The 24,320-nt window shown below is 72.7% G+C and carries 23 protein-coding genes and 1 riboswitch; of the genes, 13 read left to right on the top strand and 10 right to left on the bottom strand.

The annotated features are described in order from the left end of the window. Position 1 precedes the first annotated feature (1 nt). Positions 2–1,312, bottom strand: coding sequence for a threonine synthase (gene thrC, locus ABZ567_RS26930; protein WP_360794370.1), 1,311 nt, complete (start codon positions 1,310–1,312; stop codon positions 2–4). Continuing rightward, a riboswitch (SAM riboswitch) is annotated at positions 1,306–1,450 on the bottom strand. (Overlaps the previous gene by 7 nt.) A 120-nt stretch (positions 1,451–1,570) precedes the next feature. Between thrC and ABZ567_RS26925 the strand changes: the two genes are divergently transcribed. The 3 genes from ABZ567_RS26925 (at position 1,571) to ABZ567_RS26915 (ending at position 5,417) form a co-directional block, all read left to right on the top strand. Continuing rightward, positions 1,571–2,512 carry a glucosyl-3-phosphoglycerate synthase gene (locus ABZ567_RS26925; protein ID WP_360794314.1) on the top strand — a complete coding sequence of 314 codons (942 nt, stop codon included), beginning with the start codon at positions 1,571–1,573 and terminating at the stop codon, positions 2,510–2,512. An 89-nt stretch (positions 2,513–2,601) separates the two neighbouring features. After that, positions 2,602–3,939, top strand: coding sequence for a hypothetical protein (locus ABZ567_RS26920; RefSeq protein ID WP_360794312.1), 1,338 nt, complete (start codon positions 2,602–2,604; stop codon positions 3,937–3,939). A gap of 122 nt (positions 3,940–4,061) precedes the next feature. Continuing rightward, positions 4,062–5,417: a trehalose-6-phosphate synthase gene (locus ABZ567_RS26915; protein WP_360794310.1), complete on the top strand. Its 1,356-nt coding sequence runs from the start codon at positions 4,062–4,064 to the stop codon at positions 5,415–5,417. On the opposite strand, the gene ABZ567_RS26910 is transcribed toward ABZ567_RS26915, so the two are convergent. Further along, a complete protein-coding gene (locus ABZ567_RS26910) occupies positions 5,407–5,748 on the bottom strand; it encodes a helix-turn-helix domain-containing protein (RefSeq protein ID WP_360794308.1) in 342 nt (113 codons plus the stop codon). The genes ABZ567_RS26915 and ABZ567_RS26910 overlap by 11 nt on opposite strands. A 98-nt stretch (positions 5,749–5,846) precedes the next feature. Between ABZ567_RS26910 and ABZ567_RS26905 the strand changes: the two genes are divergently transcribed. Then, positions 5,847–6,731, top strand: a complete 885-nt coding sequence (locus ABZ567_RS26905; RefSeq protein WP_360794306.1) for an NAD(P)-binding domain-containing protein — start codon at positions 5,847–5,849, stop codon at positions 6,729–6,731. 71 nt (positions 6,732–6,802) lie between these two features. On the opposite strand, the gene otsB is transcribed toward ABZ567_RS26905, so the two are convergent. The 3 genes from otsB to ABZ567_RS26890 form a co-directional block, all read right to left on the bottom strand. Next, positions 6,803–7,657, bottom strand: coding sequence for a trehalose-phosphatase (gene otsB, locus ABZ567_RS26900; protein ID WP_360794304.1), 855 nt, complete (start codon positions 7,655–7,657; stop codon positions 6,803–6,805). Between the two features lie 139 nt (positions 7,658–7,796). Next, on the bottom strand, positions 7,797–8,060 hold the full coding sequence (locus ABZ567_RS26895) for a DUF3263 domain-containing protein (protein ID WP_360794302.1): 264 nt from the start codon (positions 8,058–8,060) through the stop codon (positions 7,797–7,799). A 44-nt stretch (positions 8,061–8,104) separates the two neighbouring features. Then, positions 8,105–9,388: an extracellular solute-binding protein gene (locus tag ABZ567_RS26890; RefSeq protein ID WP_360794300.1), complete on the bottom strand. Its 1,284-nt coding sequence runs from the start codon at positions 9,386–9,388 to the stop codon at positions 8,105–8,107. 220 nt (positions 9,389–9,608) lie between these two features. Between ABZ567_RS26890 and ABZ567_RS26885 the strand changes: the two genes are divergently transcribed. From ABZ567_RS26885 to ABZ567_RS26875, 3 genes are all read left to right on the top strand, one after another. Further along, positions 9,609–10,559, top strand: a complete 951-nt coding sequence (locus ABZ567_RS26885) for an ROK family protein (RefSeq protein WP_360794298.1) — start codon at positions 9,609–9,611, stop codon at positions 10,557–10,559. Then, entirely contained in the window at positions 10,559–11,704 is a 1,146-nt protein-coding gene (gene nagA, locus ABZ567_RS26880) for an N-acetylglucosamine-6-phosphate deacetylase (protein ID WP_360794296.1), read from the top strand. Before ABZ567_RS26885 ends, nagA begins: the two co-directional genes overlap by 1 nt. Before the next feature lie 131 nt (positions 11,705–11,835). Beyond that, positions 11,836–12,768 (top strand): 1-phosphofructokinase family hexose kinase, encoded by a 933-nt coding sequence (locus ABZ567_RS26875; protein ID WP_360794368.1) that lies wholly within the window; start codon positions 11,836–11,838, stop codon positions 12,766–12,768. 18 nt (positions 12,769–12,786) lie between these two features. On the opposite strand, the gene ABZ567_RS26870 is transcribed toward ABZ567_RS26875, so the two are convergent. Further along, on the bottom strand, positions 12,787–13,761 hold the full coding sequence (locus ABZ567_RS26870; RefSeq protein ID WP_360794294.1) for a CBM35 domain-containing protein: 975 nt from the start codon (positions 13,759–13,761) through the stop codon (positions 12,787–12,789). Between the two features lie 95 nt (positions 13,762–13,856). Continuing rightward, positions 13,857–15,581, bottom strand: coding sequence for a diguanylate cyclase CdgB (gene cdgB, locus ABZ567_RS26865; protein ID WP_360794292.1), 1,725 nt, complete (start codon positions 15,579–15,581; stop codon positions 13,857–13,859). Between the two features lie 274 nt (positions 15,582–15,855). Here cdgB and ABZ567_RS26860 point away from each other — a divergent pair, with 274 nt between their 5' ends. Then, positions 15,856–16,419, top strand: a complete 564-nt coding sequence (locus tag ABZ567_RS26860; protein WP_360794290.1) for a flavin reductase family protein — start codon at positions 15,856–15,858, stop codon at positions 16,417–16,419. 139 nt (positions 16,420–16,558) lie between these two features. On the opposite strand, the gene arfB is transcribed toward ABZ567_RS26860, so the two are convergent. Further along, the gene (arfB, locus tag ABZ567_RS26855) at positions 16,559–16,996 is read right to left on the bottom strand and encodes an alternative ribosome rescue aminoacyl-tRNA hydrolase ArfB (RefSeq protein ID WP_360794288.1); all 438 of its coding nucleotides are present in this window, start codon (positions 16,994–16,996) and stop codon (positions 16,559–16,561) included. A gap of 115 nt (positions 16,997–17,111) precedes the next feature. Between arfB and ABZ567_RS26850 the strand changes: the two genes are divergently transcribed. Then, positions 17,112–17,687, top strand: a complete 576-nt coding sequence (locus ABZ567_RS26850) for a TerD family protein (protein WP_360794286.1) — start codon at positions 17,112–17,114, stop codon at positions 17,685–17,687. Positions 17,688–17,839: 152 nt separating this feature from the next. Here ABZ567_RS26850 and ABZ567_RS26845 read toward each other — a convergent pair whose 3' ends face one another. Both ABZ567_RS26845 and ABZ567_RS26840 read right to left on the bottom strand, forming a co-directional pair. Beyond that, positions 17,840–19,237 (bottom strand): M1 family metallopeptidase, encoded by a 1,398-nt coding sequence (locus tag ABZ567_RS26845; RefSeq protein ID WP_360794284.1) that lies wholly within the window; start codon positions 19,235–19,237, stop codon positions 17,840–17,842. 161 nt (positions 19,238–19,398) lie between these two features. After that, positions 19,399–19,938 carry a heme-binding protein gene (locus ABZ567_RS26840; RefSeq protein WP_360794282.1) on the bottom strand — a complete coding sequence of 180 codons (540 nt, stop codon included), beginning with the start codon at positions 19,936–19,938 and terminating at the stop codon, positions 19,399–19,401. Positions 19,939–20,281: 343 nt separating this feature from the next. Here ABZ567_RS26840 and ABZ567_RS26835 point away from each other — a divergent pair, with 343 nt between their 5' ends. The 4 genes from ABZ567_RS26835 to ABZ567_RS26820 all read left to right on the top strand — a co-directional run bounded on the left by ABZ567_RS26835 (position 20,282) and on the right by ABZ567_RS26820 (position 24,308). Continuing rightward, positions 20,282–21,394 (top strand): sensor histidine kinase, encoded by a 1,113-nt coding sequence (locus ABZ567_RS26835; RefSeq protein ID WP_360794366.1) that lies wholly within the window; start codon positions 20,282–20,284, stop codon positions 21,392–21,394. Next, positions 21,394–22,014 (top strand): response regulator transcription factor, encoded by a 621-nt coding sequence (locus tag ABZ567_RS26830; RefSeq protein ID WP_360794280.1) that lies wholly within the window; start codon positions 21,394–21,396, stop codon positions 22,012–22,014. The genes ABZ567_RS26835 and ABZ567_RS26830 overlap by 1 nt, the downstream gene beginning before the upstream one ends. Positions 22,015–22,310: 296 nt before the next feature. After that, positions 22,311–23,516 (top strand): FAD-dependent monooxygenase, encoded by a 1,206-nt coding sequence (locus ABZ567_RS26825; RefSeq protein ID WP_360794278.1) that lies wholly within the window; start codon positions 22,311–22,313, stop codon positions 23,514–23,516. A 291-nt stretch (positions 23,517–23,807) separates the two neighbouring features. After that, entirely contained in the window at positions 23,808–24,308 is a 501-nt protein-coding gene (locus ABZ567_RS26820; RefSeq protein ID WP_360794276.1) for a hypothetical protein, read from the top strand. Positions 24,309–24,320: the final 12 nt, after the last annotated feature.

Raw genomic sequence — 24,320 nt, 5'->3', positions numbered from 1 at the left:
TTCAGAGCGCCAGGCCGGCGTCGCGGAACGCGTCCAGGCTCGGGCGGATGGTGACGGTCGCCTGAGAGGTGTCGGCCACCGCGTCCAGGGTCTTGAGTCCGTCGCCGGTGTTGAGGACGACGGTGGTGAGGTTCGGGTCGATCAGCCCGTTCTCGACGAGCTTCCTCGCGACGCCGACGGTCACGCCGCCCGCGGTCTCGGCGAAGATGCCCTCGGTCTGCGCGAGCAGCTTGATCGCGTCGACGACCTGCTCGTCGTTCACGTCCTCCACGGCGCCGCCCGTGCGGCGGGCGATGTCGAGGACGTACGGGCCGTCGGCCGGGTTGCCGATGGCGAGCGACTTGGCGATCGTGTTCGGCTTCTGCGGGCGGACGACGTCGTGGCCGGCCTTGAAGGCGACGGAGACCGGGGAGCAGCCCTCGGCCTGGGCGCCGAAGATCTTGTACGGCTTGTCCTCGACGAGGCCCAGCTTGATGAGCTCCTGCAGACCCTTGTCGATCTTCGTGAGCTGCGAGCCGGACGCGATCGGGATGACGAGCTGGTCGGGGATGACCCAGCCGAGCTGCTCGCAGATCTCGTACGCCAGCGTCTTGGAGCCCTCGCCGTAGTACGGGCGGAGGTTGACGTTCACGAAGCCCCAGCCCTCGCCGAGCGGGTCGCCGATGAGCTCCGAGCAGAAGCGGTTGACGTCGTCGTAGTTGCCCTCGATGGCGACGAGGTCGCCGCCGTAGACACCGGCCATGACGACCTTGCCCTGCTCCAGGTCGTGCGGGATGAACACGCAGGAGCGGAAGCCGGCACGGGCGGCGGCGGCGCCGACGGCGCCGGCCAGGTTGCCGGTGGAGGAGCAGGAGAGGGTGGTGAAGCCGAAGGCGCGGGCGGCCTCGATGGCCTGGGCGACGACCCGGTCCTTGAAGGAGTGGGTCGGGTTGCCGGAGTCGTCCTTGACGAAGAGCCTGCCGGGGGCGACGCCGATCTCGCGGGCGAGGTTGTCCGCCTGGACGAGCTTGGTCCAGCCCGGGTTCAGGTTCGGCTTGTCGGCGACGTCGGCGGGGACGGGCAGCAGGGGGGCGTAGCGCCAGATGTTGGCGGGGCCGGCCTCGATCTGCTTGCGCAGCGCCTCGGGGTCACCGGTGGGGAGGTCGTACGCGACTTCGAGAGGTCCGAAACAGAGTTCGCAGGCGAAGATCGGACCGAGCGCGAACACTTCACCGCATTCGCGACAGGAAAGTCCGGACGCGGGACCGAGGTCGACGGTGGTGGCGGGGGTGACGGTCTGTACAGCCATGGAGGCGAGGCCCTTTCTCCTCATCTTTCCCATGACGAATTTTTCGCCATGAGACGGATTTGGCACCTTCCCTAGTCAGGGACCTCGCTGGAGTACGAGCTGCTGACTGGAGGGTTGCCGGGGCTTCAACGGGCCGTTTCCCTCTGCCCCTCTGGATGAGCGGTATTCGGTTGTGTAACGCGGGCGGCACCCCGACATGCGTCGGGCGTCCGCGTTGTTCAAGACTGTAACCGAAGGCATGGACGGTCGAGATGGTCGTCCGAACCGCGAGATGGAGATCACGTGCTGGATGAGGTGGAGCGCTGGCTGGACCGGCGGTCCTGGTCCGTGGCCGATCGACCGCTGGAGCGGGTTCTCGCCGCCAAGCGCGGGACGAAGGTCAGCGTGGTGCTGCCCGCGCTGAACGAGGAGGCGACGGTAGGGGACATCGTCTCCGTGATCCGGCGCGAGCTGATGGGCGGGCCGGCCCCGCTCGTCGACGAGCTGGTGGTGATCGACTCGGGGTCCACGGACCGTACGGCGGAGGTGGCGGCCGCGGCCGGGGCGCGGGTGGTCGCGCGGGACGCGATCCTCCCCCGGATACCGGCGGTGCCGGGCAAGGGCGAGGTCCTGTGGCGGTCACTGATGGTGACGAGTGGGGACGTCGTCTGTTTCGTGGACGCGGACCTGCGGGACTTCTCCGCGGACTTCGTGACGGGGATCGTGGGCCCGCTGCTCACCGACCCGGACGTGGACCTCGTGAAGGCGATGTACGACCGCCCGTTCAACGACACTCCTGGTCAGGGCGGTCGCGTCACGGAGCTGGTGGCACGCCCGCTGCTCAACCTGCACTGGCCGCAGCTGGCCGGTTTCGTGCAGCCGCTGGGCGGGGAGTACGCGGCCCGCCGTTCGCTGCTCGAACGGCTGCCGTTCCCGGTCGGTTACGGAGTGGAGCTGGGGCTGCTCGTCGACGCGCTGCACACGGTGGGCCTGGACGCGCTCGCGCAGGTGGACGTGGGGGTCCGCAAGCACCGTCACCAGGACGGGCTGGCGCTCGGCCGGATGGCGGCGGCGATCTACCGGACGGCGCAGCTGCGGCTGTCACGGGGGCATCTGGTGCGGCCGTGGCTGACCCAGTTCGAGCGGGGTGAGTCGGGGTTCACGCCGCGGACGTACGCGGTGGACACGGAGGAGCGGCCGCCGATGGCCGAGATCGTGGAGTACGCGCGCCGCCGCGTGGCGTAACGCCCCATGATGATGTGTTTTGCCTACATTGCCCTTTTATGCGCTTCAGACAACAACACCTGGGAAAGGTACTCGCGACCGTCGCACTGATGACGGGCTCGCTCGCGCTCACCGCCGCCGGACCGGTCGCGGCGGACGTGGTCGAGCCCTTCGGCAAGCGGTACGACGCGTCGCTGTACGGCGACTTCGCCACGATCGGCGACACGGTGACGGCCGCCAGGACCGGCACGACCGGCACGACCGGCACCACTGGCACCACCGGCACGACCGGCACCGGCGGGGGCACCGGCGGCGGTTACGGCTCCAGCACCGGCCGTGTCGTGCTCCCGGCGGGCGCCGAGGTGGCGTACGCCCGGCTGTTCTGGGGCGGGAACGACGGCACGTACACGGGCCCGAGCGGCGCGCGCCTGGGCCGCTGCGACCTCTCGGGCGCGGACGCCGTCCGCTCGCCCGGCGACCCCGCGACGACCGCCCCCGTGCTCAAGGTCGGCGCGGGTCCCGCGACCCCCGTCTCCATCGACAGCATGGTCACCGACCCGGCCGGCGTCGAGGGCCCGCACTACTACACGGGCGAGTCCGACGTGACCGCCGCCTTCAAGGGCGTCACGGGCACGGACACGCGGATCGCGGTCGGCAACGTCTGGGCCCCGACGGGCAAGGGCTGCGTGGCGGGCTGGTCCCTGACGGTCGTCCACCGGTTCCCGGGGCCGGACCCGGTCCACGCCCCCGAGCGGCGGAAGGTCTACGTCTACGGCGGGCACGTCCTCCAGCGCTCGACCTCCCCCTCGACCACGATCACCGTCGACGGCTTCCAGCGGGGGCCCGGCCCGGTACGGGCCAGCGTGACGGCGTACGGGGACGGCTGGAGCGCCTCGGACGCCCTGTTCCTCGTCGACGGCAGGAACCTCCACGAGAGCCGCACCGGCACGGTCCGCGACCTCCTCGTCGGCGAGGACGTGGGTGCGGTCCCGCCCGGCGCGACCTCGGCCGACCTGACCTTCTCCACGAGCAGCGACACGTACGTGCCCGCGGCGCTCGCCTTCTCCGTACCGGTGCCGACGCCCACGCCCACGCCCACGCGGGTGCCGGAGCGCCCGGCGAAGAGCGAGGACCCGGCGGCCGGGGACGGGAAGCCGATGAAGACGGGGCCGCCCGCGACACGGAGGCCGCCGAACGCCACGCCGACCCCGACCCCGACCTCCACCCCGACCCCGACCCCTGTGGACCCGACTCCCACCCCCGCCCCCCTGGCGACGTCAGATCCGGCCCTCCCTGCTCCCCCGGCCCCAGGGCCGGGCGGGTACAGCGGCTCGATGGCCGAGACCGGCGGCAACGGTGAGCGGCTCTGGCTGCTCGGGGCGCTCGCCCTGGCGCTCGCGGCGACGGGCCTGGTGGCGAAGGCGGCGATGCGAGGCCGACGCGACTAGGGCAGGCGACCCGCCTCCCCGTCCCTTCCCGCCGGAGGTACTCGCGACCACCCTCCGTGGCCGGAACCCCCCGTCTCGTATACGTACGTTTGAGCGTTTACGGGACGGGCTAGGTTCGCCACATGGCTTCTGTGCTCGTGGCATCCAACCGTGGACCCGTCTCGTACGTGCTCGACGAGGAGGGTTCGCTCGACACCCGAAGGGGTGGCGGCGGCCTCGTCTCGGGACTGAGCGCCATCTCCTCGAAGGACAGCGTGTGGGTGTGCGCGGCCCTCGGCGCGGGTGACCGGGAGGCGGTCCGGCGCGGGGTCGGCGAGCCGGGCGTACGGATGCTGGACATCGACCCGGACACGTACGCCGACGCGTACAACGGCATCGCGAACTCAGTGCTGTGGTTCCTCCACCACCATCTGTACGACGTCCCGCGCGAGCCGGTCTTCGACGCGGAGTTCCGGCGCCGCTGGGAGGCGTACCGCCGCTACAACCGGGCCTTCGCGGAGGCGCTGGCCGCCGAGGCGGACGACGGCGCGGCGGTCCTGGTGCAGGACTACCACCTGGCCCTCGTCCCAGGCCAGCTCCGGGAGCTCCGCCCCGACCTGCGGATCGCGCACTTCACCCACACCCCGTGGGCCTCGCCGGAGTACCTGCGGATGCTGCCGGACGACATCCGCGAGGAGCTGCTGCGGGGGATGCTCGGCGCGGACCAGCTGGGCTTCCACACGGAGGAGTGGGCCGCGGCGTTCCGGGGCTGCGCCGGCGCGGACGTCGAGGGCACCCGGGTGGAGGTGTATCCGCTGGGTGTCGACGCGGACGAACTGCGGGCGCTGGCGCACCGGCCGGCGGTGGACGAGTGGCTGGCGCGGCTCCGGGAGGAGGTCGGCGACCGGAAGACCATCGTCCGCGTGGACCGCACCGAGCTGTCGAAGAACATCCTGCGCGGCATGCTCGCCTACCGCGAGCTGCTGACCGCGCACCCCGAATGGCGCGACCGGGTGGTCCACCTGGCCTCGGCGTACCCCTCACGGCAGGACCTGGAGTCGTACCGGGCGTACACGGCCGCGGTGGCGACCCTCGCGGACGAGATCAACACCGAGTTCGGCACGCCGGACTGGCAGCCGGTCCTCGTCTCCGTCCAGGACGACTTCCCCCGCTCCCTCGCCGCCTACCGGCTCGCCGACGTGGCCCTGGTGAACCCGGTCCGCGACGGCATGAACCTGGTCGCGAAGGAGATACCGGTCGTCTCGGAGGCGGGCTGCGCCCTGGTCCTCTCGACGGGCGCGGGCGCCCACGAGGAGCTGAAGGAGGACGCGCTCACGGTGAACCCCTTCGACGTCACGGAGACCGCCGAGGCCCTCCACCGGGCCCTGTCGATGCCGCCGACCGAACGCACCGACCGCACCAAGCGCCTCGCGGCGGCCGCCACGTCCCTCCCGCCCCAGCGCTGGTTCCTGAACCAGCTGGAAGCACTCAGGGCGTAGAGGTCCGCTCCCGCCCCCATCGGGCCAGGGGTTCGAGGGCCTCGTTGAGGCGGGTGCCGCTCTTCGTGAGGGTGTACTCGACGCGGGGCGGGACCTCGTCGTAGGCGACGCGGTCCACGATGCCGTCGGCCTCCAGCTCGCGCAGATGGGAGGCGAGGACCTTCTCGGTGATGCCCGGGACGAGGCGGCGCAGCTCGCCGAAGCGGCGGTGCGGCTGTTCGTGGAGCGCCCAGAGGATGAGCACCTTCCACTTGCCGCCGATCACCTCCATCGCGGTGTCGATCCCGCACACGTGCCCTCCGTCGCCCTCCGGCCGGTTCACCGTCGCCATGCTCCCCACCCCTCTGACCTGCTCGCTCACCCCAGAGTAACCACCCACTTCCAAGTGGGTACTTGAGCAGGTCAGAGGGGTGCAGCAGCCTTGCAGGCATGACACGGAACACCGCCGAAGAGTCCCCCCTCACCCTGCTCGGCCTCGGTGCGATGGGCACCGCCCTGGCCCGTACCTGGCTCGAAGCCGGCCACCCGCTCACCGTCTGGAACCGCACCCCCGCCCGCGCCGAGGCGCTCGTCCCAGAGGGCGCGAAGGCCACCGACAGCGCGGCCGCGGCCGTCACGGCGAACACCCTCGTCGTCGTCTGCCTCCTCGACGACGCCTCCGTCGGCGCCGCCCTGGACGGCGTCGACCTGACCGGCAAGGACCTGGTCAACCTGACCACCACGACCCCCGCCCAGGCCCGCGCCCGCGCCGCATGGGCAGAGGCGCGCGGGGCCCGCTACCTGGACGGCGGCATCATGGCCGTCCCGCCGATGGTCGGCGTCCCGGAGGCCGGCGGGTACGTCTTCTACAGCGGCTCGCGGGAGCTGTTCGAGGAGCACCGCGCGACCCTCGCCGTCCCGGTCGGCACGACGTACGTGGGTACGGACGCCGGGTTCGCGGCGCTGCACGACGTGGCCCTGCTGAGCGCCATGTACGGCATGTTCGCGGGCGTCGCGCACGCCTTCGCCCTGATCCGCCGGGAGGACATCGACCCGACCGCGTTCGCCCCGCTGCTCTCCGGCTGGATCGGGGCGATGGCGGGCCCCGCCGTGCTCCAGACCGCCGCCCAGCTGAAGAGCGGCGACTACACCACGGACGTCGTCTCCAACCTGGCGATGCAGGTCGCCGGCACGCCCACCTTCCTGGCGACGGCCGAGCAGCAGGGCGTCAGCCCTGAGCTGCTCACGCCGTACTTCGAGCTGATGCGCCGGCGGCTGGCCGTGGGCAGCGGCGAGGAGGACCTGACGGGCGTCGTCGACCTGCTGCTCCCGTGAGCCCCGCACCCGGCGGGCCGTGAGCCCCGCGCCGGGCGGGGGCCCGTGAGCCACGCGCCCGGCGGGTGCGCTCAGTCCCCCCGTACCGCCGTCGCCAGCGCCAGCGCCAGTGCCGCCAGGAGGTCCACGACGTCCCGGGGGCCGGCCACCGCGAGGTCCGCGCGGTCGGTGAGTTCGGGCACCTCCGTGGTGCCGCTGCACACCAGGAGGCCCGGAGTGCCGTCGGAGCGGAGCTTCTCGACGGCGGCGAAGGCGGGCAGGTCGCCCAGGTCGTCACCCGCGTAGAGCACCGACCCGGCGCCCACCTCCCGTACGTACTCGGCGAGCGCCACGCCCTTGTCCATGCCCGGGGGCCGCAGCTCCAGGACCATGCGGCCCGGTTCGAGCACGAGGCCGTGGTGGGTGGCGAGCTCGCCGAGGGGGCCCTTCAGCGCCTCGAAGGCGCGCTCGGGGTCGGAGGCGCGGCGGGTGTGGACGGCGACCGCACGGCCCTTCTCCTCGATCCAGACGCCCGGCCAGGCTCCGGCCCGGTCGAGGAAGCCGGGGAGTGCGGCGCGTACGGAGGCCACCCCGGGGTGCGGGGCGGCGGCCTGGACGGTGCCGGTGACGGCGTCCCAGCGTTCGGCGCCGTAGTGGCCGAGGACCACCAGGCGCTCGAGGCCGGGCACGCCGGCGAAGCCGCCGTAGCGGACGGCGACCCCGGCGGGGCGGCCGGTCACGACGGCGACGGAGGCGACCCGGGGCGCGAGCGCGGCGAGCGCGGCGACGGCGCCGGGGTGGGCGCGGGCCTGTTCGGGGTCGGGGACGATCTCGGCGAGGGTGCCGTCGAAGTCAAGGGCGACGACGGCCTTCTCGGGCCGCGCGAGAAGCGCGGCCAGACCGTCCCGGCCGGCGGATGTGGTCGGGTGCGGAAGGCTGCTGACCATGCCTTCGACCCTACCCAGGGTGAGGCGTTCAAGTCAGCGGGGCCCCACCGGACCTGCGGCGCAGGTCTCGGCGCAGGTCCCAGCGCCCGTCTCGGCCCAGATCCCAGCGCAGGTCTCGGCCCAGGTCCCAGCACAAGGCTCAGCGCCGCCGTCGCCGCTCGTCCCTGACCCGGCGGAGGCGGTTGACCGTCACCGGGTCGTGGGCGAGGGCGCGCGGGTCGTCGAGGAGCGCGTTGAGCAGCTGGTAGTAGCGGGTCGGGGAGAGCCCGAGCCGTTCGCGTACCGCCCGCTCCTTGGCGCCGGGCCCGGGCCAGGAGCGGCGCTCGACGGCGAGGACGGCCCGTTCGCGCTCGCCGAGCCCGCTCTCGTCGTCGGCGTCCACCGCTTCCCGGTCCTCGGTCATACGACCAACCTATTACTCCTGCCCGGTACTGCGGCTCGTCGCTCCTACTCGGCGTTCTCCGCCGCCGTCGCCGTCCGGCTGATCGAGCCGAGGACGTCGGCGGGGCGACCGGCCGGGCCGACGGCCTTTCCGATGTTCTGCTTGATGTTCTCGCTGACCTGGGACCAGGACGTCTTGCCGACGGGCGGCAGCTGGCTGTCCGGGAGCGTCTTCAGGAAGACCCGCAGGTTGGCGTGCTCCGGCTCGGTCTCCATCCGGGTGGAGGCGCTGACGGTGACCGGGAGGAGGTCGTTGTCGCCGGCGAACTTCAGGACGTTCTCGTCGCTGAAGACGAAGTTGAGGAAGTCGCCGATCTCCTTGCGGTGACCGTTCTGCTTGAAGCCCATGATCCAGTCGGCGACGCCCATGGCGCTGTCCGGCGGCCCGTCGACGCCGGGCAGCGGGACCTGCCCGACCTCGACGCCCTTCTTCGCGGCCTCCTTGAGGAGCGACGGGTGGCCGTTGAGCATGCCGACCTGGCCGTTCGCGAAGGCGGCGAAGGCGGCCTTGCGGTTGAGCTTGGCGGGGGCGACGGGCCCGGTCAGGCCCTTGTCGACCAGGCTCTTCTTGAGCCACTCGAAGGTGCGGACGTTGGCGTCGGAGTCGACGGCGTAGCGGTCGGTGCCGTCGGTCCAGCCGCCGCCGCCGCTGAGCAGCCACATCAGGGCCTCGGCCTGAGCCTCCTCGGGGCCGAGCGGCAGCGCGAACGGGGTGCGGACACCGTCGTCCTTCAGCTTCTCGGCGGTGGCGGCGAGTTCGGCCCAGGTGGTGGGCGCCTCGGCGCCGGCGTCCTCGAAGAGGGCCTTGTTGTAGAAGAGGGACCGGGTGGAGGCCACGAAGGGCAGACCGTACTGGGTGCGCTTGTGCTCGCCGGCGTCGACGAGCGGGGCGAGGAAGTTCGCCTGTACGGGTATGGAGAGCAGCTCGTCGGCGGCGTAGAGCTCTCCGGCGGCCGCGTAGTCGGCGTAGGAGCCGACCTGCGCGATGTCGGGGGCCTCGTCGGCCTTGACCATCTCGGAGACCTTGCGGTCGACGTCGTCCCAGGACACGACCTGCACCTCGACGGTGACGCCCGGGTGCTCGGCCTCGAAGGCGGCGACGAGGTCGGTCCAGTACTTCTTGGTGGTGTCGCCACCGTTGAGGTCGTAGTCGGCGGCGACCAGTCGCAGGGTCACGTCGCCCGAGTCGCCCCCCAGGGAGCCGCAGCCCCCGACCGTCGCGGTCAGGCCGAGTGCGGCGGCTGCCGCGGTCAGTCCAAGGAATCGTCGCCGTTCCACGGCTTCATCCACCTTTTGCTCGTCGTTGAGCTGCTTCGAGCGCCTTGTTTGCTCTGCGCAGGGCCGTAAGTCTCTCCTGTACGCGAACGGGAGGTCTACACCACTGATGTGTCACTTGCGCAACACCGGCGCGGACCAGGGCCCCATAACCCCGTCCCGATTTTGTACCCGCACGCAACAATCCACGAAAGTGGACTAGACCTTTGGGTCCCCGCGCGTCAGAATGTCCCCCGTGAGACACGTCATCGCCCTGGATGTGGGCGGCACAGGTATGAAGGCCGCCCTCGTCGGGGCGGACGGCACCCTGCTCCACGAGGCCCGCCGCGCCACCGGACGCGACCGCGGCCCCGAGGCGGTCGTGGAGACGATCCTCAGCTTCGCCGCGGACCTCCGCACCCTCGGCCGGGAACGGTACGGACAGCCCGCCGCGGCCGCCGGAGTCGCCGTCCCCGGAATCGTCGACGCCGAGAACGGCATCGCCGTCTACGCCGCCAACCTCGGATGGCGCGACGTTCCCCTCCGCGAACTCCTCAGCCGCCGCCTCGACGGCATCCCCGTCGCCCTCGGCCACGACGTGCGCACCGGCGGCCTCGCCGAAGGGCGTATCGGCGCGGGCAACGGCGCCGACCGCTTCCTCTTCGTGCCCCTCGGCACCGGCATCGCCGGCGCCATCGGCATCGGCGACCGCATCGAGGCCGGCGCCCACGGCTACGCCGGCGAGATCGGCCACATCATCGTCCGCCCCGGCGGCACCGTCTGCCGCTGCGGCCAGCACGGCTGCCTGGAGCGCTACGCCTCCGCCTCCGCCGTCTCCCAGGCCTGGGCCGAGGCCAGCGGCGATCCGGACGCCGACGCCGCCGACTGCGCCAAGGCCGTCGAATCGGGCGACCCCACGGCCCTGCGGATCTGGCAGGACGCCGTCGACGCCCTCGCCGACGGCCTGGTCACCGCGCTCACCCTGCTGGACCCGCGCACGCTCGTCATCGGTGGCGGACTCGCCGAGGCGGGGGAAACCTTGTTCACACCACTCCGGGCCGCGGTGGAGGAGCGAGTCACGTTCCAGAAGCTGCCCGCCATCGTCCCGGCAGCCCTCGGGGACACCGCCGGATGCCTGGGCGCGGGCCTCCTCGCCTGGGATCTGCTCGCCGACCAGCACTCCACCGACCCGGAGGTTTCCCCCTGATGGCCGATCACCAGGTTCTCGCCGGCGCACACGTCGTGCTGCCCACCGGAATCGTCGAGAACGGACGCGTGATCGTCACAGGTGACCGCATCACCGGCTCCGCCCCCGAAGGCACGCCCGTGGTGGACCTGACCGGCCACTGGCTCGTCCCCGGCTTCGTCGACATGCACAACCACGGCGGCGGCGGCGGCTCCTTCACCTCGGGCACCGTCGACGAGGTCCTCAAGGGCGTCCACACCCACCGGCTGCACGGCACCACCACCGTCGTCGCCTCCTTCGTCACCGGCGAGGCGGACTTCCTCACCCAGCGGGCCGGGCTGCTCTCCGAGCTCGCCGAGCAGGGCGAGATCGCCGGCCTCCACTTCGAGGGCCCGTTCATCTCCCCCTGCCGCAAGGGCGCCCACGACGAGTCGCTGCTGCGCGACCCCGACCCGGCCGAGGTCCGCAAGCTGGTCGACGCCGCCCGGGGCCAGGCCAAGATGGTCACCCTCGCCACCGAGCTGCCCGGCGGCCTCGACTCCGTACGGCTCCTCGCCGAGCACGGCGTGATCGCCGCCATCGGCCACACCGACGCGACGTACGAGCAGACCGTCCAGGCCATCGACGCGGGCGCCACCGTCGCCACCCACCTCTTCAACGCGATGCCCGGCCTCGGCCACCGCGCCCCCGGCCCCATCGCCGCCCTCCTGGAGGACGAGCGGGTCACCGTCGAGCTCATCAACGACGGCACGCACCTCCACCCCGCAGCCCTGGAGTTCGCCTTCCACCACGCGGGCAGCGAGCGCGTCGCCTTCATCACCGACGCGATGGACGCGGCGGGCTTCGGCGACGGCCGGTACATGCTCGGCACGCTGGAGGTCGAGGTGAAGGACAGCGTCGCCCGCCTCGTCGAGGGCGGCTCCATCGCCGGCTCGACCCTCACCCTGGACCGCGCCTTCAAGCGCGCCGCCACCATCGACCGGCTCCCCGTCACGGCGGTCGTCGAGGCCATCGCCGCCAACCCCGCCCGACTCCTCGGCGTGTACGACCGCGTCGGCTCCCTCGAACCCGGCAAGGACGCCGACATCGCCGTCCTCGACGCCGAGTTCAACCTCACGGGCGTCATGCGCAAGGGCGAGTGGATCGTGGACCCGACAGCGGTCTGATCAGGGGTCATACGAGAGGGCGGTCGGCCGGGGGTCTGGGCCGACCGCCTTTCGTTTGGCATGATCGGTGCCCGTCGGAACGTACGTTCCACAGAAGTTCACACGGTGCACGGAGTACGGGGGTGGAACAGGTGATTCTCACGGTCACCCTCAACACGGCACTCGACCTGACCTACCGGGTCCCCGCCCTCATCCCGCACGCCTCGCACCGGGTCACCCAGGTCGTCGAACGCCCCGGCGGCAAGGGCCTCAACGTCGCCCGTGTCCTCGCCGCCCTCGGATACGAGACGGTCGCCACCGGCTTCGCGGGCGGTGCGACCGGCGCCGTGCTCCGCGACCGGCTCGCCGCGACCCCGGTCCGGGACGAGCTGGTGGAGACCTCGGGCCCCACCCGCCGCACCGTCGCGGTCGTCGACTCCGCCACCGGCGACACCACCCAGCTCAACGAGCCGGGCCCGACCGTCACCGCCGCCGAGTGGACCGTCTTCCGCGCCCGCTTCACCGCGCTCCTGGACGGCGCCACGGCGGTCGCCCTCTGCGGCAGCCTCCCGCCGGGCATCCACGTCGGGGCGTACGCGGAGCTCGTCCGGCTCGCCCGCGCGGCCGCCGTGCCCGTCCTCCTCGACACCAGCGGCGAACCCCTGCGGCGCGGTATCGCCGCCCGCCCCGACCTGGTCAAGCCCAACGCCGACGAACTCGCCCAGCTCACCGGCTCCCGCGACCCGCTGCGCGCGACCCACGACGCCCGGGGCCGGGGCGCCCGCGCGGTCGTCTCCTCACTCGGCCCCGAGGGCCTGCTGGCCGCCACCCCCGAGGGCCTGTGGCGAGCGACCCCGCCCACGGCCATGAAGGGCAACCCCACGGGCGCCGGCGACTCAGCCGTCGCCGGCCTCCTCGCAGGCCTGGCCGACGACACCCCCTGGCCGGACCGCCTGACCCGCGCGGTCGCCCTGTCGGCGGCGACGGTACTGTCCCCGGTGGCCGGGGAGTTCGACCGAGCGGCTTACGAGGAGCTGCTGCCCCGGGTGAAGATCACCGAGGTACCGGTCCGGGACCGGGTGTAGCGGCCGTACCAGCCGTGATCAGCTCGCCGGACCGTGCGTGACTTCCAGCCAGTCGAGCAGCACGTCGCACTGGTTGCCCGTCTCGCACGAGATCTTGATCTCGTTGCCGCCCTTCTTGAGGGTGACCGGCGCCCAGGTGGTCTGCCAGTTCTTCTCCAGGTTCGGGTCCGTGGAGTGGACGAAGTTCTTCAGGCCGAGGGGCGAGGAGTTCGCCTTGCCGTTGACCGTCAGGGTCGCGTTGGCGTCGACGGCCGGGATGGCGTAGCGCACGGTGAGGCGGTACTTGCCCCCCACCGGCATGTTCGCCTTCCACGTCACCGAGGAACCGACCTGGTTGAAGCCCGCGACGTACGTGCCGTCCGAGCCCTCCGCGCCCTTCACGTCCTTGGCGAGGGCGGCCGTGCCGCCCAGCTTGAGCGTCGCCGCGTCCTGCTTCGGCAGTTCCGCCGGGGTCTTGTCCGCGCTCGGTGCGGTGCTGGGCTGCTCGGAGACCGTGGACGGGGCCGTCGGGGTGGTGCCGCCGCCGGCCTGCTGGCCCTTGTCGTCCTTGCCCGCGTTGGTGATCACTGCGGCCGCGATGCCGATCACGACGACCGCGACGACCGCGACCGCGCCGATGAGGAGGCCCTTGGTGTTGGGGCCGCGGCCGGAGCCACCGCGCTGCTGGTGCGGCGGCGGGGACTGCCTCGGCGGGCCGCCGTAGGTCTCGGGGGCGGCGTACTGCGCCTGCTGCTGGCGGTACGGGCCCTGCTGCTGCGGCGGTACGTAGGCCTGCCCGTGACCCTGGGTCGGCCCGCCGTACTGGCGCTCGCCGACCGTTCTGACCTGGTGGTACGAGGTCCGGGGCACGCCGGGCTGTGCCGCCGCGGGGCCGGGGTAGCCGTAGCTGCCGCCCTGGGGAGGCTGAGCGCCCGCTGCCTGACCGTCCTCGTACAGGTAGCCGAACGGGTCGTCGTTCTCGGGCTTCTTCGCGCCGTCGTTACCGGCAGCCATCCGGGTTCCTCTCCATGCTCGCCAGCCGTCGCCGACCGGCCGAGCCTACCCCGAACGGACCAGCCCCCGAAGCGGCCCCAGGCGTGTCAAGGGCCTCAGCCGGCGCGGCGGTGGACCTTGGCGCGGGAGCGTTTCTCCACGTACATCCGCTGGTCGGCGGAGTTCAGGACCTCCTCCACGGACATCCCGCATTCGGCCCAGCCGATGCCGAAACTCGCCCCCACCCGGACCGCCCGACCGTCCACCCGGATCGGCGGAATGATCGCGCTGCGCAGGCGGACGGCGAGGTCGGCGGCGTCGGCCGCGCCGAGGCCGTCGGCGAGGACGACGAATTCGTCGCCACCGAGCCGGGCGACGGTGTCCCCGTCCCGGACGCAGGTGGTGAGCCTGCGGGCGACCTCGATGAGGACGGCGTCACCGGTGTGGTGACCGAAACGGTCGTTGATCGACTTGAAGCCGTCGAGGTCGCAGAAGAGGACGGCGAGGCCCTTGGTGCCGTCGTCGGTCTCCCCGCCCGGGGGGCCGACGAGGTGGACGTGGTGGTCGTACGGCCCGACGCCGCCCGCCGGCTCGAAACCGAAGCCGTGCTCGTGTTCGGGCTCGTACGGCACCTCGTAGGTGGAGGACCCGGCCGGGCCGGGGCCGTACCCCGCGTGGCCCGTCTCGTAGCCGCCGTCCCGCGCGGAGTCGTAACCGCCGCCGAAGCCGCCGACCTGCGCGGCCACGGGGGGCGCCGCCGGGCGCTCGCAGATCCGGGCGGAGAGCCGGGAGCGCAGCTCGGCGCTGTTGGGGAGGCCGGTGAGAGCGTCGTGCGAGGCGCGGTGGGCGAGCTGGAGCTCGTGGCGCTTGCGCTCCTCGATGTCCTCGACGTGGGTGAGGAGGAAGCGGGGGCCGTCGGCGGTGTCGGCGACGACCGAGTTGCGCAGGGACACCCATACATAGGTGCCGTCGCGCCGCCCGAGCCGCAGCTCGGCCCGGCCGCCCTCGGCGGAGGTCCGCAGGAGGGTCCCTATGTCCTCGGGGTGGACGAGGTCGGCGAAGGAGTAGCGCCGCATCACGGAGGCGGGCCGGCCGAGGAGCCGGCACAGGGCGTCGTTGGTGCGGAGCAGCCGGCCGTGCTGGTCACCGCCCATCTCGGCGATGGCCATGCCGGACGGGGCGTACTCGAAGGCCTGCCGGAAGGACTCCTCGCTGGCGCGCAGGGCCTGCTGCTCCCGTTCGAGCCGGACGAGTGCGCGCTGCATGTTGGAGCGGAGGCGGGCGTTGCTGATGGCGATCGCCGACTGGGAGGCGTACATCTGGAGCGCCTCCTGGCCCCAGGGGCCGGGGTGCCGGCCGTTGCGCGGGCGGTCGACGGATATGACGCCGAGGAGCTCCCGGCCCGAGCCCGACGCGTACATGGGGGCGTAGAGGCGGTCGTGCGGGTGCCACTCGTCCTCGAAGCGGGGCGCGGGGCCGTCGGTGTGCCACTGGGGGACGTCGTCCTCCATGAGGACCCAGCCCTCGGTGTGCGGTATGAACCGCAGGTCACCCCAGGCGTCCGCCATGGCGAGGCGCCGCTCCCAGGAGGCGCGGGAGCCGACCCGGCCGGTGATCAGGGCCTCGGCTGCGGAGCTTCCGGCGAAGGCGGCGACGACGAGGTCACCGTCGGGGCGTACGAGGTTGACGCAGGCCAGCTCGTAGTTGAGACCGGCGACCACACCGTCGGCGACGGTCTGCAGGGTGTCCGCCAGGCTGCGCGCAGTGTTGAGGTCCGCCACGACCTGATGCAGCTGCCGCAGGGTCGAGAGACGGACGTACGGCTCCGACTCGGTCTCCATCGCTCGCTCTCCCCGAGACCTCGACAGCAACTCCAGGGTTCTCATCGGCTTCGTGTTGCAGTGTCCCTGCCACTGAATCACAGCGAGCTGCGTAGCCGGTACACAGGGTCAGCAATTACTCGCCTCTGTGACTCAAGTCACAGCAGGTCATGACCGGTTGCGACAGGTCCTGGAGCCAGGCGGGCGTCCCGGACAGGTCCTAGGACCGGCGGGGGTGCCGGCCTGGTCCCAGGGTCCGATGCGGCCCCCGGAGCGCCCGGACTAGCGTGCGGGTGTGCTGCAGACGACCCCAGGCTCGCCCCCCGTGTCCGATCTGGCCATCCCTCATGCTGAGGGGGTGAGCAACGACGACTTCCGGGCGGCCATGTCCCGCCTCGCGGCGGGCGTGGTCCTCGTGACCGCGCACGACCCCGACGACGGCCCGCGCGGCGAGGACGTCGGCATGACGGCCACCGCCTTCGTGTCGGTGTCCCTCGACCCGCCGCTGGTCCTGGTGAGCCTCCGCAACGGCTCCCGCATGGACGACCTGCTCACCGACGTCCCCGTCTGGGCGGTGTCGGTCCTCTCCGAGGGCCAGCGGCACATCGCCGGGCGCTTCGCGATGAGGAACCGCGTCAGTGACCGGCTGCTCTTCGCCGACCTGCCGTACACCCGGGGCGAGGAGAGCGGCGCCCCGCTGATGGGCGGCGCGCTGGCGACGCTGGAGTGCCGTACGGAGAGCCGTGTCGTGGCCGGTGACCACACGCTGGTCGTGGGCCGGGTCCTGACGGTCGGCGCCCTGGCGGCGGAGGGCGGCCCACTGACGTACTACCAGGGGAAGTACCGGCACCTGTCCTGACGGACGGGGACCCGTAGGACCCTCTGCCACGGCCGGGGATGCAGGAACACTCGGCCCCGGTCAGGGGATGCAGGAGCGCTCGGCCCCGGTCAGGGGGCATGCCGGGGCGCTCGGCCCACGTCGCGGGTGGCAGGAGTGCTCAGCCCCAGTCGCGGGACTGGCGGGTGCGCTTGGTCTCCGAGCGCTGCTTCTTCTCCCGCAGCCGGCGCTCGTTGATACCGCGCGGGATCTTCGTCGCCCTGCGGGGCTTCGGCGGCGGGGCCGTCGCCTCGGCGAGGAGGGCGGCCAGACGGACCGCCGCCGTCTCGCGGTTGCGCCACTGGGAGCGGTGCTCCGAGGCGCGGACCGTCACCACCCCGTTGACCAGGCGGGTGGCCAGACGCTCCAGGGCGCGGGCCTTCCACACCTCGGGCAGCGACGCGGTGGCCGCCAGGTCGAAGCGGAGCTCGACCTGGGAGTCGCTGGTGTTGACGTGCTGTCCGCCCGGCCCCGACGAACGCGAGAAACGCCACTGGAGCTCGGCCTCGGGGAGCGAGACGGAGCCGCGGATGGGATACGGACCGGACATGCCCCCCATGTTCCCCGCAGGGGGCCATCGGAGTCATCCTGTTTTCGCCGGACGGCTTCCGGGAACCGCCGGGGGCGCGCACGCGTTCCTCCAGGCGAAGACATCACGATGAAAGGGACTTTCCATGGCTGTGAGCCTGTCCAAGGGCGGCAACGTCTCTCTGACCAAGGAGGCCCCCGGCCTCACCGCTGTCACCGTGGGCCTCGGCTGGGACGTCCGTACGACCACCGGCACCGACTTCGACCTCGACGCCTCCGCGATCGGAGTGGACGCCGCCGGGAAGGTCGCCTCCGACGCGCACTTCGTGTTCTTCAACAACAAGTCGACGCCGGACCAGACCATCGTCCACACCGGTGACAACCGCACCGGCGAGGGCGGCGGCGACGACGAGCAGATCAACGTCAACCTCGCGGCCCTCCCGCCGAACGTCGACAAGATCGTCTTCCCGGTCTCCATCTACGACGCGGTGAACCGCTCGCAGAACTTCGGCCAGGTGCGGAACGCGTACATCCGCATCCTCAACCAGGCCGGCGGCGGCGAGATCGCCCGCTACGACCTCTCCGAGGACGCCGCCGTCGAGACCGCCATGGTCTTCGGCGAGCTCTACCGCAACGGCGCCGAGTGGAAGTTCCGCGCGGTCGGCCAGGGCTACGCCTCGGGCCTCGAGGGCATCGCCCGCGACTTCGGCGTCAACCTCTGACCCAGCACGCACCACGGGCAGCCGACACGGCTGCCGCAGCGACTGCTGACACGACGCCGTCACGGCTGCCGTCACCGTCGCCGACACGGGCAGGGCCCCCGCCGGGATTCTCCGGCCGGGGCCCTGCCCGCCCCGCGTGACCGTCGGGGCCCTCACGGCCGGTCCGGCTTCCCGTCGCCGTACAGCCACACCTTCCACAGACCGTCGAGGTCCCGTCCGGCGACGCCCTCCGCGTAGGCCGTGAAGTCGGCCGTGGAGGCGTTGGCGTGACGGTACTTCGCGGGCCAGCCGCGCAGGATCTCGTCGAAGACCTCGTCCCCCACCGTCTCGCGCAGCTTGTGGAGGACCATCGCGCCCCGCTGGTACACGGGCGGGTCGAACAGGTTCTCCGGGGCGGGCGGATCGGCCGGCGGGAAGGTCCAGTTGATCTCCTTGGCGAACGCGCGGGCGAAGCTGGTCCGGGCGGGGACGTGCCCGTACTCCTCCGCGTACAGCCATTCCGCGTACGTCGCGAAACCCTCGTTCAGCCACAGGTCCCGCCAGGTCGCGGGCGACACGGAGTTGCCGAACCACTGGTGGGCCAGTTCGTGGACGAGGGTCGTCCGGTCGAAGGAGGCCGCGGGGAAGACGGGCCGGGTCTGGGTCTCCAGGGCGTAGCCGAGGGTGCCGTCCTCGGTGACGATCGCCCCGGCGGCCGAGAAGGGGTACGGGCCGAAGCGCCGGGTCTGCCGGTCGAGGATCTTCGGGATCTCGTCGAGGAGCGCGGCGCTGGCGACCACCGGATCGACGGCGGTCAGGACGGGTACGGAGCCGAGGGCGGTCGCCGTCTCCGTACGGAACCGGCCGACGGCAACCGTCGCCAGATAGCTCGCCATCGGTTCGGACGCCTGCCACACGGTGGTGACGCGGCCGTCCGGTGCCGTCCGGCGGGCGGTCCTGACGCCGTTGGAGACGGCTTCGACACCGGCCGGGACGGTCAGGGTGATCTCGTACCCGGCCTTGTCCGAGGGATGGTGATTGCCGGGGAACCAGGTCATCGAGCCCACCGGCTGGCCGACCGCGATCGCCCCGTCGTCGGTGCGCAGCCAGCCTTCCCGGGTGCCGTCCGCGTCGGTGACCGCCTCGGGCACGCCCGCGTACGTGACGGTCGTGCGGAACTCAGCGCCCTCGCGGATCTCCTCGCGCGGCCGGAGCGTCAGCTCGTTCCCGGCCCGGTTGACCGCGGCGGGCTCGCCGTCGACGGTCGCCCGGCCGACCGTGAGACCGGCCAGGTCGAGGTTGAAGGCACTGAGGTCCTGGCCGGCGCGGGCGGTGATCTCGGCGGTGCCGTCGAGCTGCCCGGTGCGGGGGTCGTAGGCGAGGGTCAGGGCGTACTGCCGCACGTCGTAGCCGCCGTTGCCGAGCTTCGGGAAGTACGGGTCGCGCAGCCCGGCGGCCCCGGGGGTCCCCCGGACGCCACCGAGGGCCGCGGTGCAGCCGCCCGCGAGGAGCGCGAGAGCGGTGAGGGCGGCGGCGAGAGCCGTGGCCGCCCGGGTCCGGCGGAGGTTCACGTACCGATCCTAAGCAGGACGGATACGACGTGCCCTGTCGACCTCGGACGCTCACTCGCGGAGGGCCGCGACGCCGGCTCTGCGCGCTCACCCGCCGAGGACCGCGACAGCTCCTCTGCGGGCTCACCGGCCGAGAGCCGCGCGACGCCGGCTCTGCGCGCCTACTTGCCGAGGGCCGCGACGCCGGCCTTGGCGAACTTCTCGTCGAGGTCGCCGGAGGGGGCGCCGGCGACACCGATGCCGGCGATGGGGGCGCCCTTGGCGGTGACCGGGGCGCCCCCGGCGAGGAAGAGGGTGCCGGGGATGTCCTTCAGGTTCGGTGCCTGGGCGAGGCGGCCGGCGAGGACGGAGGTGGGCGCGTTCCAGGAGACGGCGGTGTACGCCTTCTTCTCGGCGGACTCGTAGGACTGCGGGCCGGCGCCGTCGCCGCGCAGGGTGACGATGGTGTTGCCGTTGCGGTCGACGACGGCGACGGAGACGCGCTGGTTCTCCTTCTCGGCGGCGTCGAGCGTCGCCTGGGCGGCCATCGTGGCGGCCTCGATCGTCAGGTGCGTCGACTGCTGGAGGTTGTCGTTTCCGGCGTCGGCCCGGACCTCGGCGGCGGGGGCGGCGGCCGGGGCGGAGGCGTTCGCGGAGACCACGCCGAAGGTGCCGGCGGCGAGGACTGCGGCGGCGGTGGCTCCGAAGAGGATCTTCTTCATGGGGAACTCCGTGAGGTGAGGTGAAGCGGGGTGGGGCGGGGCGGGGTGAAGTGAGGCGGGCGGGACGGGCTGGACGTCCGCCTCGTTCGCTCTGCAATCCATCCTGTGGCCGCGCCCCGGGCCGTCCGGTCCACGGACCGGCTGCCCTCCTCACGCACACTGGAGGACGGGCGGGTCAGCCGATCGGCTGATGCCGCTGTGGTCACCCCGGGCCAGGATGGACAGATACCCCCAGGTCAAGGCAGTGGAAGGTGGGAACGTGACACGCCCGACGAATCCCGCCGAGACCGACCTCCCCACGGAGACCGACCGGGACCCCGACGCCCCCTGGCTGGCGCGGGTCATGCACATCGCCTTCTTCCTGCTCCTCGGCGCCTCGCTCGCCCGCTTCCTGCTGCGCCACCCCTGGGAGGACCGCAGCCCCTGGATCGTCGCCCTCTCCGGCGCCCTCGCCTCCCTCTACCTCCTCGGCCCCGTCGTCGGCACCCGCGCCGCGCCCCGTCGGATCGCCTGGCTGGGCACGGTCGTCGCGGTCTGGATCCTGCTCGTCGTCCTGGCGCCCAGCTTCGCCTGGTGCGCGGTGCCGCTCTTCTACACGGGGCTTCGCACCCTCCCTGCCCGCGCCGCGCTCGGCCTGGTCGCGCTGCTCACCGTGTTCGTGGTGTTCGCGCAGGTGCAGCTCGCGCACGGTGGCTGGGACCCGAACCTGATCGTCGCGCCGCCGGCCGTCGCCGCCATCGCCACGGGGGTCTTCGTGTACTCCGACCGGCAGGCGGCGCGTCAGCGGGCCCTGATCCACGACCTGATCCGCACCCGGCGGGAGTTGGCCGCGATCGAGCGCCGCGAGGGCACCCTCGCGGAGCGCCAGCGGCTGTCCATGGAGATCCACGACAGCCTGGCCCAGGGCCTGTCGAGCCAGCAGATGCTGCTCCAGGCGGCCGACCGCACCTGGGACGGCGACCCGGCGACGGCCCGCCGCCACGTCCGTACCGCCGAGTCGATCGCCGAACGCAACCTGGCCGAGGCCCGCCGCTTCGTGCACGACCTCGCGCCCGCCGACCTCGCCGAGGGCGGTGGCCTCGAAGAGGCACTGCGCGCTCTGGCCGCCCGCGAGTCGGCGGCCTTCCGGGTGGACGGGGCGGCCGTACCACTGCCCGAGCGGGTGCAGTCGGCGCTGCTGCGGATCGCGCAGGGCGCCCTCGCCAACATCCGCGAGCACGCGGACGCCGACTCCGCCGCCCTGACCCTGACGTACCTGGACGACCAGGTGGTCCTGGACATCGCCGACGACGGCCGTGGCTTCGACCCCGTCGAGAAGCCGGGCGGAGTGCGCGGCCACGGACTGCCCGCGATGCGCGTACGGGCCCGGCAGCTCGGCGGCACCCTGACGGTCGAGTCCACCCCCGGCGAGGGCACCGTGCTCTCGGCCGCGATCCCGCTCTCCCTGGAGTCGTGATGTCCGTACGGATCCTCCTCTGCGACGACCACGTCGTCGTCCGCGCCGGGCTGCTCGCGCTGCTCGGCAGCACCCCGGACATCGAGGTCGTCGGCGAGGCGGGCAGCGGCGAGGAGGCCGTCGCCATGGCGGCGAAGTTGGCGCCCGACGTCGTCCTGATGGACCTCCAGCTGGGCGCGGGCATCGACGGTGTGGAGGCGACCCGCCGGATCGCGCCCACGGGCGTCCACGTCCTCGTCCTCACCACGTACGACACGGACGCCGACATCACCCGCGCGATCGAGGCGGGCGCCACCGGCTACCTCCTGAAGGCCGAGCGGCCGGAGGAACTGTTCGCCGCCATCCACGCGGCCGCCCAGGGCCGCACCGCCCTGTCCCCGCCGGTCGCGAGCCGGGTCATGGACCGGATGCGGGGCGCGGCGGGGCCGAGTCTCACGGACCGGGAGCGGGACATCCTCGGCCAGCTCGGGCGGGGCCTCGGCAACCGGGAGATCGCTCGGGCCCTGTTCATCAGCGAGGCGACGGTCAAGACGCACCTCGGCCGCATCTACGCGAAGCTCGGCGTCGACACGCGCGCGGGCGCGGTAGCGGTGGCGAAGGAACGACGCCTGCTCCCGTAGGGCCCCACCCGCGCAGCCACCCACGGGCGGCGGGTGCCGTAGGGGCGCGGTCGGCAGCCACCCGCCCGCGGCGCCTGCTGCCGTAGGCAGGGCCCCGCCCCCGCAGCCACCCCACCCCGGCGCCTGCCGTAGGGGCGCGGTCGGCAGCCATCCACCCCGGCGCCTGCCGTAAGGACCCGCCCATGGCGCCTGCCGCCCTCGGGGCCGCCCCGCTGCTACCGTGCGTCACGATCCGACCGCACGGTGTCATGGCACGTGTCCCGAGACGGTCAGCCAGTCAGCCAGTGGGAGCGCAAGTGAAGCTCGCGATCGTCGGCGGCGGACCCGCCGGCCTCTATCTCTCGATCCTCCTGAAGCGGCAGGACCCGGCCCACGACATCACCGTGTACGAACGGAACCCGGCGGGTTCCACGTACGGCTGGGGCGTCACGTACTGGGCCGGGCTCCTCGACAAGCTGCGCGCGGGTGACCCCGAGTCCGCGGCGGCCGTCGCGGAGGCCTCCGTGACCTGGAACGACGGGGTCGCCATCGTGCGCGACGAGCGGACCGTCCACCGCGGCGACGCCGGCTTCGGCATCGGACGGCGGCGGATGCTGGCGCTGCTCGCCGACCGGGCCGGGGAACTCGGCGTACGGGTCGAGTTCGAGCACGACATCTCCGGCGCGGACGCGCCCGAACTGGCCGACGCGGATCTGGTCGTGGCCGCCGACGGGGTGAAGAGCGTGCTCCGCGAGGCGCACGCCGGCCACTTCGGCAGCGAGGTCGTGAGCGGTCGCAACCAGTACATCTGGCTCGGCACCACCAAGGTCTTCGACTCCTTCAGCTTCGCGTTCAAGGAGACCGCGCACGGCTGGATCTGGTGCTACGCCTACGGCTTCAGCGGCGAGCGCTCCACCTGCGTCGTCGAGTGCTCCCCCGAGACGTGGACGGGCCTCGGCCTCGACACGCGCGGCGAGACCGACAGCCTGCGCTTCCTGGAGAAGCTCTTCCACGACCTCCTCGACGGGCAAGAGCTGATCGGCCGCGACCGGGCCGACGACGCCGCCCAGTGGCTCACCTTCCGCACCCTCACCAACCGGGTGTGGCACCGCGGCAACCTGGTCCTCCTCGGCGACGCCGCCCACACCACCCACTACTCGATCGGCGCGGGCACGACCCTGGCCCTGGAGGACGCGCTCGCCCTCGCGGACGCCCTGCGCTCCTCGACGGACCTCGACACGGCCCTCACCCTGTACGGGAAGCGGCGCCGCGCCGAACTCGTCTCCGCCCAGAGCGCGGCCCGCTACAGCGCCCAGTGGTACGAGAACCTCCCCCGCTACATGCGCCTGGAGCCGGCCAGGATGTTCGCCCTCCTCGGCCAGCGCCACTCGCCCCTCCTCCCCCACGTGCCGCCGCAGCTGTACTACCGCATCGACCGGGCCGCCGAACAACTGGAACCGCTGCGCCGCCTCAAGCGCTGGCTGGGCCCCCGCCTGGCCCGGGCGACCCACGGCCGCCGCTGAACACCGTCCGTCACACCTCCCGGCGGCGGCCCGCGCCCAGAGCCGCCGTCACAAGCCCGTCACGGCCACCGCCGCCGCCGCCACCACGAGCCCGTCACGGCCCCCGCCACCGGCCCCCGTCACCGCCACAGGCCGCGTCACGGCCACCGCCACACCCCCCGCAAGGGCCACCGCCACGGCCATCCCCCACAGGCCCCGTCACCGCCACCGCCACGGCGCCGGGCGCCCGTGCCGTGGCGGTGGCCGCCTCCGGCGTCTCCGCCGGCCCGGCACCGTGACACCATCGGTCCCGTGCTCGACATCGGCTACTCCCTCTCGCGTCGCTTCCCCGACCCGCCGCAGACCGACTACCGCCACGCGGACGTCCACGCGCTGCGCCACGACCTGTTCTGCGGGGACGTGTACCTCGCCGACACCAAGGCGGACCGGGAGATCTCCACAGCCTGGGGATGGGTTCCGGTGCTCGACTTCGCGTGGGCGCTGTGCGACATCGTCGAGCAGCTCGACCAGGACCCGCGCGGCAACCGCTCCGCCCGGCAGCAGTACGCGGAGCTCGACTTCACAGAGTCCTCCGACCGGATGCTCTTCGAGCGCCGCTTCGGCTGGGTGGACGTCGAGGCCGACTGGATGCCGGGGGACGAGCCGCCCCTCACCTTCGGCCACTCCCTCCTGCGCCGCGAGGCCCGTGACTTCCTGCACGACCTGATCGCCGACCTCACCGACATGCACGAGGGCCTGGCCGACAACCCGGCCATCTGGTCCTTGCAGGCCCGCTTCCCCCGCCTGCCGTAGGGCGTGCCGCCG

The organism is Streptomyces sp. NPDC016459, from assembly GCF_040632845.1.
Lineage (GTDB): Bacteria > Actinomycetota > Actinomycetes > Streptomycetales > Streptomycetaceae > Streptomyces.
The sequence above is the reverse complement of the archived record's forward strand: the minus strand, read 5'-3'. Positions and strand labels throughout refer to the sequence as shown.

Excerpts from the sequence above, each read along its gene's own strand:
- thrC (WP_360794370.1), bottom strand. The coding sequence starts at position 1,312 with ATGAGGAGAAAGGGCCTCGCCTCCATGGCTGTACAGACCGTCACCCCC.
- ABZ567_RS26920 (WP_360794312.1), top strand. The coding sequence starts at position 2,602 with ATGACGGGCTCGCTCGCGCTCACCGCCGCCGGACCGGTCGCGGCGGAC.
- ABZ567_RS26915 (WP_360794310.1), top strand. The coding sequence starts at position 4,062 with ATGGCTTCTGTGCTCGTGGCATCCAACCGTGGACCCGTCTCGTACGTG.
- ABZ567_RS26910 (WP_360794308.1), bottom strand. The coding sequence starts at position 5,748 with ATGGCGACGGTGAACCGGCCGGAGGGCGACGGAGGGCACGTGTGCGGG.
- ABZ567_RS26905 (WP_360794306.1), top strand. The coding sequence starts at position 5,847 with ATGACACGGAACACCGCCGAAGAGTCCCCCCTCACCCTGCTCGGCCTC.
- otsB (WP_360794304.1), bottom strand. The coding sequence starts at position 7,657 with ATGGTCAGCAGCCTTCCGCACCCGACCACATCCGCCGGCCGGGACGGT.
- ABZ567_RS26895 (WP_360794302.1), bottom strand. The coding sequence starts at position 8,060 with ATGACCGAGGACCGGGAAGCGGTGGACGCCGACGACGAGAGCGGGCTC.
- nagA (WP_360794296.1), top strand. The coding sequence starts at position 10,559 with ATGGCCGATCACCAGGTTCTCGCCGGCGCACACGTCGTGCTGCCCACC.
- ABZ567_RS26870 (WP_360794294.1), bottom strand. The coding sequence starts at position 13,761 with ATGGCTGCCGGTAACGACGGCGCGAAGAAGCCCGAGAACGACGACCCG.
- cdgB (WP_360794292.1), bottom strand. The coding sequence starts at position 15,581 with ATGGAGACCGAGTCGGAGCCGTACGTCCGTCTCTCGACCCTGCGGCAG.
- arfB (WP_360794288.1), bottom strand. The coding sequence starts at position 16,996 with ATGGGGGGCATGTCCGGTCCGTATCCCATCCGCGGCTCCGTCTCGCTC.
- ABZ567_RS26850 (WP_360794286.1), top strand. The coding sequence starts at position 17,112 with ATGGCTGTGAGCCTGTCCAAGGGCGGCAACGTCTCTCTGACCAAGGAG.
- ABZ567_RS26840 (WP_360794282.1), bottom strand. The coding sequence starts at position 19,938 with ATGAAGAAGATCCTCTTCGGAGCCACCGCCGCCGCAGTCCTCGCCGCC.
- ABZ567_RS26835 (WP_360794366.1), top strand. The coding sequence starts at position 20,282 with ATGCACATCGCCTTCTTCCTGCTCCTCGGCGCCTCGCTCGCCCGCTTC.
- ABZ567_RS26830 (WP_360794280.1), top strand. The coding sequence starts at position 21,394 with ATGTCCGTACGGATCCTCCTCTGCGACGACCACGTCGTCGTCCGCGCC.